The 11334-nt window shown below is 68.4% G+C and carries 11 protein-coding genes; all 11 read right to left on the bottom strand.

The genetic code is table 11. The annotated features are described in order from the left end of the window. The coding region (locus tag N864_RS14140) for a M23 family metallopeptidase (RefSeq protein WP_034717960.1) at positions 1 to 841 on the bottom strand (841 nt) is incomplete at its 3' end. 13 nt (positions 842 to 854) lie between these two features. Beyond that, complete coding sequence (locus N864_RS14135; protein ID WP_034717955.1) at positions 855 to 1544, bottom strand: hypothetical protein; 690 nt, start codon at positions 1542 to 1544, stop codon at positions 855 to 857. Between the two features lie 52 nt (positions 1545 to 1596). Further along, complete coding sequence (locus N864_RS14130; protein WP_034717953.1) at positions 1597 to 2616, bottom strand: ParB N-terminal domain-containing protein; 1020 nt, start codon at positions 2614 to 2616, stop codon at positions 1597 to 1599. Next, entirely contained in the window at positions 2613 to 3509 is an 897-nt protein-coding gene (locus tag N864_RS14125; RefSeq protein WP_034717951.1) for a hypothetical protein, read from the bottom strand. Before N864_RS14125 ends, N864_RS14130 begins: the two co-directional genes overlap by 4 nt. Before the next feature lie 92 nt (positions 3510 to 3601). Further along, positions 3602 to 4009 (bottom strand): hypothetical protein, encoded by a 408-nt coding sequence (locus N864_RS14120; RefSeq protein WP_034717949.1) that lies wholly within the window; start codon positions 4007 to 4009, stop codon positions 3602 to 3604. Next, on the bottom strand, positions 4006 to 4716 hold the full coding sequence (locus N864_RS14115) for a DUF2637 domain-containing protein (RefSeq protein WP_034717941.1): 711 nt from the start codon (positions 4714 to 4716) through the stop codon (positions 4006 to 4008). The genes N864_RS14120 and N864_RS14115 overlap by 4 nt, the downstream gene beginning before the upstream one ends. Then, positions 4713 to 5627: a bifunctional DNA primase/polymerase gene (locus N864_RS14110; protein ID WP_034717938.1), complete on the bottom strand. Its 915-nt coding sequence runs from the start codon at positions 5625 to 5627 to the stop codon at positions 4713 to 4715. Before N864_RS14110 ends, N864_RS14115 begins: the two co-directional genes overlap by 4 nt. Beyond that, entirely contained in the window at positions 5627 to 6712 is a 1086-nt protein-coding gene (locus N864_RS14105; protein ID WP_034717964.1) for an ArdC-like ssDNA-binding domain-containing protein, read from the bottom strand. The genes N864_RS14110 and N864_RS14105 overlap by 1 nt, the downstream gene beginning before the upstream one ends. Before the next feature lie 217 nt (positions 6713 to 6929). Continuing rightward, entirely contained in the window at positions 6930 to 7847 is a 918-nt protein-coding gene (locus tag N864_RS24210) for an AraC family transcriptional regulator (protein WP_081793845.1), read from the bottom strand. A 226-nt stretch (positions 7848 to 8073) separates the two neighbouring features. After that, positions 8074 to 8769, bottom strand: a complete 696-nt coding sequence (locus N864_RS14100; RefSeq protein ID WP_034717961.1) for a response regulator — start codon at positions 8767 to 8769, stop codon at positions 8074 to 8076. After that, positions 8750 to 11284 (bottom strand): ATP-binding protein, encoded by a 2535-nt coding sequence (locus N864_RS14095; RefSeq protein WP_034717933.1) that lies wholly within the window; start codon positions 11282 to 11284, stop codon positions 8750 to 8752. The genes N864_RS14100 and N864_RS14095 overlap by 20 nt, the downstream gene beginning before the upstream one ends. Positions 11285 to 11334: the final 50 nt, after the last annotated feature.

Here is an 11334-nt window from a genome sequence, read left to right as displayed (position 1 = left end):
CGAGGATCGGCGTGCCGTCCGGTGCGGCGAAGTCGGTGCCGGTGTGGAACGACGGTTCCCCGGTGATCGGATGGATGCGCGGCCCGAACTCGCTGGTGAGCACCCAGGTTCCCTCGGGGAGCGGGAACACAACCCGCGAGGACTCCGCAACCGGACCCGCCGCCAACGGGGCGGCGGCCGGGCCAGCCGCACCCGCCGCGCCGGTGAGGGCGTCGAGGATGCGCTCGGCGACCGGCTCGTAGTTGCGATAGCGGTCAGGGTAGGCACTGACCTCGACGGCCTGCGCAGCCTCGCCGGGGTCCATCTGCGCCCAGCCGGGAATGTCCAGCAGGCCCCGCGGCGAGGGATAGTTCGGGCCATCGGGTCCGCCGTAGAACGCTCGGGCCTGATAGGTCGTGTCCATCAGCTCCGCGACGGTTCCCCAACCCGATTGCGGGCGCATCTGAAACAAGCCGAGGGAGTCGTGGTCACCGCCGTTGCCATCGTTGGGGTAGTTCGCGGACTCGGGGTAAGCGCCCGTGTTGGCGAGCTGGCGGAGGGTGCTCTCGGTGAGCGCGGCCATCAGCGCGATCGTGATGCCGGGCCGCCCTACACCCTCGATGCCGCCTCCGACCGTGATGATCGTCGCCGCGTGCGTGAGCTGCTGCCGGTTCAGCGTGAACGTGGTGCCGTCCTGCGTGGTGACGGTCAACGATTCGGGGACGTTGCCCACGGTGACGCTGCCGCCGGGGACGGCGCAGTTCGCGGCGGCGGGATTCATCAGCACGCCGATCGACAGCAGGACACAGGCAGGGCCGAACAGGACGAAGGCGAGTCCGAGGATGAGGAGCTTCTTGACCACGACGCGCCCTCTGTCATCGCAGCGGGTTGTCGAGCTGCGACAGGCGCAGCACATGACACAGGCCGGTACGGAACTCCGGTGCCGGGGGTGGGCAGGCCAGGAACACGGTGAAGGCCACGGGGTGCTCACTGGTGACCGTCTCACCGTTCCAGACGCCCTCGCGGTGCCGGGTTCCTTCGATCGTGACCGCCGTCGCACCAGCGGGGAGCTGGCCGGGCTGGGCCTGCTCGACCGCGGTGTCCCATGCCTCGGGCACGAAGGAGGACTCGATGGTGAGGTGCTGGGTGGTGGCGTACTTGCGCAGCTCGATCCACGCCTCACGCGACGGCAGATACGAGGCGATGTCGGCGGCGAGGCCGGCCTGCTCGGTTCCGGACGGATCGCCCACCGCGAGGATCACGCTGGTGTAGTCCAAGGGCATCAGCCCCGAGCCGGTATCCCACGCGAACAGGGCCTCGGCGACGTTGCGGGCGAACTCGTCGGGATCACTGGACAGCATGACCTGCGGCAGCCGCGGCGTGTCCGGCCCAGTCTCGCCCGGCGCGGGGACCGTGGGGTCCGGTCCGGGATCGGGAGCGGTCGGTCGTTGCGGGCCGGCGATCAGCCCGTAGACGCCGATGCCGACCAGGATCAGCAGGACGAGGCCGGCGGCGATCACGGCGATCAGGCGGCCACGGGACCAGGAGGCGGGATTCGTCTTCATATCGCCAGGTGCTCGCCGCCCCGAACGAGAAGAGCGACGGCGGCGGCGCGGATCAGAGGGCGCGCAGCAGCGGCCGGCCCGCCGACTCAGAGGCGGCGGTGGTGCGGGCGGTACGGAGCTGGTCGGCGAACTCTGTGGTGCCCTCGACGGCGGCGAAGAACGCCTCGGCCTGCTCATCGGTGAGCTCGACGGCCAGCTCGTCCACGTCGTAGTGGGTCCACCACCCTTCCAGGTCGGCCCAGGTCAGCACGAACGCCCGCACCGGGTACCGCGCCGGCCCCTCGTCCTCGGCGGCTGGTCGACGCTTCGGCGTGGCCGGCTTCGTGGCCTTGCTGGTCTTGGCCGCGTGAACGCGGGCCAGGGCTTCGTCGGCCAGCTCGTGCAACCGCCGGTCCCGCTCGCTGTCAGCCTCGGCTTGGGTGTCGCGCAGGCGCTGGAAGATCGGGTTGACCGCCGCGCCGCCCTCGATCTGCACCAGCCCATCGCGTGCCTGGACGCGGATCGTCTCCCGGATGTCCGGGTCATCGGCCAGGTGTTGCAGGTAGCCGATCTGTTCCAGCCGGCTGTAGGACGCCGAGCCGGTCACCATCCGCGCCGCCTGCGTGCGAGCGTCCCCGAGCTGGTGCGAGTCCGATGGTCCTGCCGAATCGGCGGGACCATGCTGTCCCGGTTCGTGGCCCTCGTGGAACTGGGTCTTGGCCTTGCGGCGGGCGGCGTCCTCGGCCATGAGTTCCTTGATTTCCCTGTATAGGGCGGCGGCCTCGATCGGGGTGAGCGGCTTGTGGAGCTGGTTGTCGTCCTGCTCGGCTAGCAGATGCCCCAGCCGGTCCGAGATACCGCTACGGACCCACACGCTGACGCGGCGCCAGCCGAGCTTCTTGATCGCCGCCATCCGGCGCGCCCCGCACACCAGCACCCCGTCCGGGGTGATCGTCGGCGGCTGCAATAGACCGTCCCGGTCGATCGAGGCCGCGAGCGCGTCGATGTCGCCCAGGTCCGTGCGGTGCCGGTTGCCGATCGTGATGGAGTCCACCGCCCGCTCCAGCTCGATGTGCCCGGCCGGTGCGCTCATCCCGCACCCCGCGCCTTCCTCGCGCTCCGCTTGCTGATGCCCGGTGCAGCCAGGGAGAGGGTGAGCACGAGGTCGTCATCGCGCAGCAGCACCGGCAGCGTCTCGCCGATCAGCAGCCGCAACAGCACGCCGCGTCCTGCGACGGTCGCCGCGAGTGCCGGGTCCGGGCAGCCGAGCAGGGCGCGCAGCAGCACCGCCCAGGAGCGTCCCGGAAGGTCGATCAGGGCTCTGGCGTGCTTGTCGCGTCGCAGCGTCTCGTAGGCGGTGTGCCGGTTCCCGACGCGGGTCAGCGCCACGCAGACGTGCTCCACCGCCGAGCGTGCCGTGCCCTCGGGCCAGTCCAGCAGCATCAGCAGCGTGATCGCGTCCTCGACCGCCGACGCCGCGGTGGTCGCCGCCGGCTCGGCGGGTGCCTGCTCCGGGGTGTCGTCGCGGTCGTGGGCGTCTTTGATCTGGAACGCGGGATGGTAGTCGCTCAGGATGTTCTCGCGGTCGGAGAGCCGTTCGGGGTCGTGGAAGATCGAGTAGCGGGGCCGGCGTGCCTGGTGGGTCGAGCACAGCAGCCCTTGGCCGCGTTCCTCGGCGATGCAGGTGATCCGCACCGCGTGCGTGATGACCGCCCACGGGTCATCGGCGGTGCGGGCGGCCTTTGTACGCATCACGTCGAACGCCGCCGACGCGGCCTCCCACGGATCGAGCCGGTGCTTGTGCGCCAGCGCCGCGTACTTCTCGGCCGCGAACGCCATCAGCTCCGCCGCTACCGGGTCATGCTCCCAAGCGCGCTGGCCGGCGGCATGCAGCCGTTTCAGCAGGGCACGCAGGCCCTCGCTGGTGCGGTAGTCCTCAGCCGGCCGGCCGCTGATCTCGCTCATGGTGCTGGTGTCGTTGGTCATGGTCTGGGCACCTCCCGACGGCGAGGTGCACCCGCAGACGACTGCGGGTCTCGCCTTTGTGGAGAGGGCGCCCATGACTCATCACCACCCGGCTACCTCATCCCGACCCCGGAGCGGCGCGGTCCCTGCTCGGCGCCGCCGCGACGGCCGAACGCGCTCAGGGGCGGCAGCCGCTTGGCTCGCTCGGCGACCCAGCGCGCGCCCTTCTCGATCGGGGCGCGGACGTGCCGGTTCGTCTCAGCGGTCCGGTCGATGCCCCGGCGGGACAGCGCGCCGCCGCCTTGGGCGATCAAGTCGGTCGGGCGCACCCAATCCACGCCCCGGCCCCGTACCCGCGCCAGCTTCTCCCTCGCGACCTTGCGGGACTCGGCGGCCTTGACCGCATCCGGCGTCCCCGCGGCTTCGGTCGCCTCGGCCGGGTCCGGGTCGTTCCGCGCGGGCGGCCGCTCGGGCTCGGGGTGCTGGTGATGTTGCTCCCGCATCCGGTCCTCGTCGTTCATGGCAGGGCCCCTTCCATCTCGGGCTGCGACCCAGAGGGGTCCGCCTCATCGGACTGGTGAGCACGAGGCAGCCAGCGGCCCACCGTCGAGGGATGCACGCCCAGGTGCCGGGCGATGGCCTTGTTCGACCAGTCCTGCTCGCGCAGCTCTGCCGCGAGCGACCGGCGATCCGGCCCGCCGTCCGAGTCCGCAGCGGTGACGCCTGCCGCAGTAGATGGCGGGTCGATAGATACTGCCTCGCTCGGTGGCTGGGCGGTGATCGGCTCGACCGCCGGCGGCAACTCGAGCGCAGTAACGGGGCGTGCGGTGGCGCGGGTCAGCACGACGGTCAAATGCGTGATCGCCAGCAACACGACCGGCGGCACAGCAGCGACCGCGGCCGCGAGCGGTCCGGGCACGTCGGCGTCGGCCGCGACCACCGCGTGCAAGCTGTTCGCCGTCACCGACACCGCGGCCCCACCGACCAGCAGCACCCACGGATACCACGCCGCCCGCTCACCGGCGAGGCCCACCACGGCGACCGTGGAGACCACGATCACGCCATCGACGATCAGCGGCCACGCCCACGCCTGCCCGGCCCCGATCCCGGAGCGGCGGGCAAGGTCGGCCAGGGACGTGAACGACAACCAGAACGCGCCGGCGGCGATGAACACCGTCCCGGCGACCGAGGTGATGACCGCCCACCGGCGGCCGCGCAGCTCCTTCATGGCAGCCCCCGCGTGGCGGGCGCCCGCGGCTGCACGGTCCCGCGAGCGAACTCGCCCGAAGGCGACGTGGCGGGACGGTCCCGCCGGGCTCCGACGCCGACGCTGCGATAGGCGCTGTAGACGGTGCGAGTGATTTCCCGCTCCCCGAAATCCGACTGCGCGGCCGTCGCCATCGCGTCCAAGGCATCCGTGAGCGGCACCCCGCCCTCGGCCAATCGGCAGGAGGCCCAGAAGAGTTTGAGATTGCGGTCGGTGGCCTGCCGGCCCAGCCACGTCGCCAGGCGCTCCGCGTCCTCCCGGCGCACTGGCCCGCCGACGCGCGGCCGGGGCGCGGGCCGAGGATCGAGGAAGTCCCGCAGCCGGCCCGCATCTATCGGCCGGGCCGCACCGGCCGCGACCTGCTCGATCCGGTACGGGGTGCGCACGCCGTCCAGCCGCAGCAACGAGGGCGGCGCGATGATGTAGCCGCCGTCGCCGCGGCAGTCGATGCCGACCTTCCCGGCCTGCCAGGACCGTTGCCCCTGGTGCGAGTCGGCCGGGAAGTAGGCGTGCTGTCCGCCGGTGGGCGTGCGCACGACCGCCAACGGCTCCGGGACCAGCCCGGCCCGCGCCGCACGCGCATAGGCGGCATACCCGTTGACCCCGTGCACATCCACGTCGATCACGACCAGCCCCGAGGCGGTGCCGGTCGGGATGCCGATGTTCGCGGTCGGCCGCGACCGCCACCACCCCTCAACCTGGTCCAGGTCGATGCTGGCCTCGTGGAACCCGCGCTCCGGGATCGGCCGCTTCCCGCCCGGCGCGCAGGGGAACACCGGCACCCCGGCTCGCGCCAGCTCGCGCGCCGCGACCGGCAGCGGCGCCCCGTCGAGCTGACCGAACACGGCGGCAGCAGTCGCGGCGGCGACCATCACAGGCCCCGTCCCGAGCCGACCGGAGCCGCCGGCGTCTCCCGTTCAGGCAGCGGCTCGACCCGGCGCGGCGCCTGCTCTGGCGTCTCCTGAGCCTGCGGCGTGCGCTCCGGGCCGTCCACCCGCAGGGACAGCGGGTTGCCGTTCCCGAGCTGTGCGGTGTCGAGCTTGTCGAGGATGTCGAATGCGGTGCTGCGCACCTGCTCGCCCGTGGCCCGCACGACCGCCACCGGGTCTTTCCCATCCACGTTAGCCGCCCATCCGGCGACATACGGGATCGTGTAATCGCTGGTGTCCATGCCATGCGCGGCGGCGACCATCAGCGCCACCGACTCGGCCCGTACCTCGCTGATCCCGCGATGCTGGCGGGCGTCGTCCTGCTGGTTCGGGCCATCCAGCCGGACGTGCGCCAACTCGTGCGCGAGGGTCTTGACCTGCGCGGCCGAGTCCATGTCCGCGCAGACCATCACCTGACGGGTCTCGAAATCGGTGCAGCCGTTCGCGCCCCGCTCCATGCGGTCGCGCGGCATCCGCAGCACCTCGAACCCCAGCGCCTCCGCCTGCTCGGCCAAGCCCTCCCACAGCCCGGCCGGGGCTTGGCCTTCCAGCAGCCTCGGACGCGGCAGCTCAGGGAGCGGGTCTCCGTGCGTCCTCGACACGTCCCACACATAGGCCGGGACGACGTTGACGATCCGGCGACGCACGACCTCGCTGGGCCGCGGCTTCTCCCACTTGCCCAGCCGCCGCCACGACGCCGGGTCGCGCGGGGTCGCTGAGGCGAACCTCGCCTTGACCGGACCGCGAATCCGATAGCCGCCGTCCTTCTCCGGCCAGCGACCCATCTTCCGCCAGTCGTTGTACCCGGCAACCCACGTCGGCGTAGGCGTCGGCACCCGCCCCTGTTCGTAGGCTTCCAAATGCTGCACCCAGATCAACAGCGTGTTGTTGAACGAGCGCGTGCGGAACCTCGCCGCGAACTCCATCGCCCGCCGCCAGTCATCGCCCGACACCACCTCCTCGACCGAGCGCACGATGCGCTCTTCCAGCACGTCGAGCGTCGCCTGCTTGTCCTCGTTCGCAGCCACCGTCTGGCCTCCCTCCGCCTGGGTCACCCCAAGAGGGAGCGACCGTGCGACCGCAAGGTGCGCCAGGTAGATCAATGAGACGAGACGGACGAGGAAGATGACGACCGTCAGGCTCCGTGATGAAACCCGACGTATTGGTCCTCTCTAGCCCCTTGCGCCTCCTGCGCCTAGAGCCGCGCGATGAAGTCGAGTCTTGCGGCGCATGTTGCGCGACAAGTTACGCATCCGCCGCCTCGCGACCGTGCTTGCGTAGCCGACGGCTTGCCAGATCATCGGTATGGCTGGCGTGTGGGTGTGATCGAAAATGTGTAGGAGAAACACCGAATCGTCGCCGGAACCAGGACGCAGCCACACGAGGGTCCCCCCAGCCCACCTGACGAGCAGCAACGTAGATGGGAAGGTCGGTCTCCTCGACAAGGCGCGTAAACTCCGTAAGGCGACTCTCCGTTAGGAAGCGGAAAGGTGACAGCCCGACTTGCTGGCTGAACGTTCGGCTGAGCTGGCTTCGCGACATTGCCACTTCCTGCGCCAAGAGACTGATGGTCCAGGGGTCCGACATTCTCGTTCGCAGGAGGATCACGGCACGATCAACCGAGGGGTGACGGCTTCGCTGCGTCAGCCGACCCTTGATCGGCAGCGGCGACAGCGTTCCCAAAGGATGATCCGGTGTAAGGACCGTGGGCAGCGCGATTTCGATCAACTGCGCGAGCAACGATATGAGACTCGTCACCGCGAACTCGGGGTTGTCATGAGAACTGACGAGGCTGATCTGTCGCCATAGTGGCTCCATCCGCTTCAAGGCATCTTGGCCCACGACGTGGACGAAAGCCGACCCATCCCAGTCGTCAACATGGGAAATCGACTCCCGAAGCCGAGTCGAATCCGTAAACACCCATCGAAGCTGGCTGCGAAGGAAGACCTCATCCATGTAGACAGTCCACGTCCGAACACGTGGCGTCGGCTGGATGGAGCACCACCTGCCTGCACCCAGAAACAGCACCGAGCCACTGCGGAGCTCGTGGATACCGGTCGCCGTGTGGATTCGCGCCGCGCCGGCCATGACATGCACCGCCTTTGCATGGCGAAAGGTCACCCGACGCATAGGGGCTGTGCGTACGCTCTCGACCGCCGTCATGGGAAGCCCGTTCGAGCGCACGGACCCCGCCGCGCTTGGATCAGCGCGGCTCAAACCCTGCCGACCCGTCGTCCCCTCATTGATGCAGTTAACGACCCCGCACAGGCGCCTGCGCCAGTCCTAACGGGATGCATACGGCGTAGGCGCCGATCCTAACGGTTTCGACACGTCCAGCGCTGAGAGAACGGCTCCCGGTTCGAGCCGCTGGGGCAGTGCAGGCTCGTGCTTAGCTTGCCTCGGGGACGTGAAGACGGTAGCCCATTCCGGCCTCGGTGATGATGTACTTGGGTGCGGCGGGGTACGGCTCCAGCTTCTTGCGCAGTTGGGCGATGTACAGGCGCAGGTATCCGGTATCGGTTACGTGTTCGGAACCCCATATCTCCGTTAGCAGGGTCTGGCGTGTGACGAGCTTTCCTGGATTTCGGATGAGTTGTTCGAGCACCTGCCATTCGGTCGGCGTCAGTCTCACCGTTTGTGGTCCACTCTTGGTGCGTCGGGTCACCTGGTGTGCCGATAGGTCAACTGTGACGTTGCCGAAGGAGACGATCGGATCAGCGTCATCGCGCACAACCCTGCGAGTGAGCGCGCGGATTCGGGCGAGCAGTTCGTCGATGGAGAACGGCTTGGTGACGTAATCGTCGGCGCCAGCGTCAAGGGCTTCTACCTTGTCGGCAGCTCCGCTGCGACCGGAGATGACAAGGATGGGTGCCGCGGACCATCCTCGGATGCCATTGATGACCTCGATGCCGTTGAGCTTGGGCATGCCCAGGTCGATCATGAAGATGTCCGGGTGGTGCTGGACAGCGCTGTTGATGGCCTCGGCACCATCGGCTGCGGTGATGATCTCATATCCTTCCGCTCCGAGCGTGATGCGAAGCGCGCGGAGTATCTGTGGGTCATCGTCAGCGATCAGGATTCTCATGACCTTCATCGCCTTTCTGATTCGTGCTGGGTGGTTCGGCACCGACAGCGGGAAGGGCCACAACCATCGTGACCCCGCCGCCTGGCGTGTCTTCGGGTGTGAGAGTTCCACCCATTCCCTCGATAAATCCGCGAGACAGCGCAAGGCCGAGGCCAAGGCCGGTGGTGTTGTCAGTGTCGCCCAGGCGCTGGAAAGGCACGAACACGTCGTCGCGTCGCTCAGGTGGGATGCCGGGTCCGTTGTCGATCACGCGGATCTCCACCGATCCGGCGAACGCGCTGGTAGTCACTCGGACTCGCGAGCCCGGTGGTGAGTATCGTGCAGCGTTTGACAACAGATTGACCACGACTCGTTGAAGAAGCACCGGATCGGCCGAGACTTGCGGCACGTCGGCGTCCAAGTCCAACCCGGCGGTGTCGGGTCCAAGATGGAGTTCGTCGACGGCGGCGAGGATCACGTCGGCGGGATCGACGGGAGTGCGGGCGATGCTCAGCACTCCGGCTTGGAGCTTGCTGACATCGAGGAGGTCGGTGACGAGGGTCGCGAGGGTCGCCAGACTCTCGTCGGCAGTCGCGAGCAGTTCTGATCTGTCGGCTTCACTGAGTGAGTGGCGCGTGGAACGTAGTCCGCTGACGGCCGCGATGGCCGCCGCGAGAGGACGGCGCAAGTCATGGCTGACAGCCGACAAGAGGGCGCTGCGTACTCGGTCGGAGGCTGCCAGCGGCCCGATCTCGCCCACTGTCTCGGTCAGATCGGAGTGCTCCAGCGCGGCGTCAAGTTGTGCGGCAACAACGTTGAGGAGGCGTTGTTCGGAGGCTTCTAGGTCATGTCCGTGTAGTTCGAGAGTCGCCCGATTGCCGATGGGAACTCGAACGCACTGATTGTCGGGAAGGGGTTCGCCGCTGGTCGCGAGCACAGTGTCTCCTTGGAGCAGGCGAACCCCAGCCATGCCAAATGCTTCCCTGGTGCGCTCGACGAGCGCTTGCACGGCGCCCTGCCCACGCAGCACGCTACCGGCGACGGTGGCCAGCAACTCCGACTCTGCCGCGGCGCGACGAGCGACCCGGGACTCTCGGGCGGCACGGTCAACCACGTAGCTGACGAGGACCGCGATGACGACATAGAGGCTCAGCACGAGCAGATGGAAGGGTTCGTTGACCGTCACGGTGTACAACGGCTCGACGAAGAAGAAGTCCAAGGTGAGCCCGGACATGACCGCGGCAAACAGTGCGGGCCAGATGCCGCCGGTGAGCGCCACGATCACGACGAGGAGTTGATAGCTCAGGACGTCGCTGGTGATCGAGTCCTCACTCCGAAGCGACGCGAGCAGCCACGTGAGCAAGGGGCCACCGACAAGCGCGACCGCGAAGCCAGCGACTCGGCGTTTCAGCGTCAACGCACCGCCGATGCGCGGAAGGGCGAACCGGCCGCCGGCTGCCGCATGGTTGACGATATGGACATCGATGTTGCCGGCCTCGCGGATGACCGTGGCGCCGATGCCTGGTCCTGTGAGTGCGGCGGCGATCCTGCCGCGCCGGCTCACTCCGATGACGAGCTGGGTGGCGTTCACGGACTTGGCGAACTCGACCAGGGCTTGGGGAATGTCGCTACCGACGACCTGGTGGTAGGTGCCGCCGAGCTTCTCGACCAATGCCCGCTGCTGGGCGAGAGCGGCCGGGTTGGCGGTGCGAAGCCCGTCTTGGCTGGATACATGGACCGCCAGCAACTCGCCACCACCGGAACGGGCGGCGATGCGCGCCCCACGGCGCAGCAGCGTCTCGCCCTCAGGCCCGCCGGTGAGGGTCACGACGACCCGCTCGCGTGCCTCCCAGGTGCTGTCGATGCCGTGCTCGGCCCGGTAGCTCTGCAAGGCTTGGTCGACCTCATCAGCCAGCCACAGCAGCGCGAGCTCGCGCAGGGCGGTGAGGTTACCGAGCCGGAAGTAGTTGGACAGGGCAGCGTCGACGCGCTCGGCAGGGTAGATCAGGCCGCCGGCGAGCCGATCGCGCAGTGCTTGCGGGTCGAGGTCGATGACTTCCATCGAGTCGGCGGCGCGCAGGATGTCATCGGGAATGGTCTCGCGCTGCGGGACGCCAGTGATCTGCTCGACGACATCATTCAGCGACTCGATGTGCTGGATATTGAGGGTAGAGATGACGTCGATGCCAGCGTCAAGAATCTGTTGCACATCTTCCCACCGCTTTTCATGCCGTGAACCGGGGGCGTTGGTGTGCGCAAGCTCGTCCACCAATGCGATGTCGGGCCTGGTGGCGATCACCGCATCGACGTCTAGCTCGGTCAAGGTAACGCCGCGGTGACTAACCATGCGACGTGGGATGAGCGAAAGTCCTTCGGCCATACTGGCTGTGGCGGCGCGTCCGTGTGTCTCCACAATGGCGACCACGACGTTCTTGCCTTCATCGACCAGACGCCGACCCTCCTCCAGCATGGCGTAGGTCTTGCCCACGCCAGGTGCTGCTCCGAGCAGCACCCGAAGCCGCCCCCGCGCAGTCATGGCTCAGCCCTCCACTTCTTCTACAGCCAGATTAAGCTCTAGGACGTTGA

Origin of the sequence: Intrasporangium chromatireducens Q5-1, from assembly GCF_000576575.1 — a bacterium.
Classification (GTDB): Bacteria; Actinomycetota; Actinomycetes; order Actinomycetales; family Dermatophilaceae; genus Intrasporangium_A; species Intrasporangium_A chromatireducens.
This window is presented reverse-complemented; position numbering and strand designations above follow the sequence as displayed.

What these genes read in the sequence shown, in the direction of transcription:
- N864_RS14135 (WP_034717955.1), bottom strand. Translation starts at nt 1,544, where the DNA reads ATGAAGACGAATCCCGCCTCCTGGTCCCGTGGCCGCCTGATCGCCGTG.
- N864_RS14130 (WP_034717953.1), bottom strand. Translation starts at nt 2,616, where the DNA reads ATGAGCGCACCGGCCGGGCACATCGAGCTGGAGCGGGCGGTGGACTCC.
- N864_RS14125 (WP_034717951.1), bottom strand. Translation starts at nt 3,509, where the DNA reads ATGACCAACGACACCAGCACCATGAGCGAGATCAGCGGCCGGCCGGCT.
- N864_RS14120 (WP_034717949.1), bottom strand. Translation starts at nt 4,009, where the DNA reads ATGAACGACGAGGACCGGATGCGGGAGCAACATCACCAGCACCCCGAG.
- N864_RS14115 (WP_034717941.1), bottom strand. Translation starts at nt 4,716, where the DNA reads ATGAAGGAGCTGCGCGGCCGCCGGTGGGCGGTCATCACCTCGGTCGCC.
- N864_RS14110 (WP_034717938.1), bottom strand. Translation starts at nt 5,627, where the DNA reads ATGGTCGCCGCCGCGACTGCTGCCGCCGTGTTCGGTCAGCTCGACGGG.
- N864_RS24210 (WP_081793845.1), bottom strand. Translation starts at nt 7,847, where the DNA reads ATGACGGCGGTCGAGAGCGTACGCACAGCCCCTATGCGTCGGGTGACC.
- N864_RS14100 (WP_034717961.1), bottom strand. Translation starts at nt 8,769, where the DNA reads ATGAGAATCCTGATCGCTGACGATGACCCACAGATACTCCGCGCGCTT.
- N864_RS14095 (WP_034717933.1), bottom strand. Translation starts at nt 11,284, where the DNA reads ATGACTGCGCGGGGGCGGCTTCGGGTGCTGCTCGGAGCAGCACCTGGC.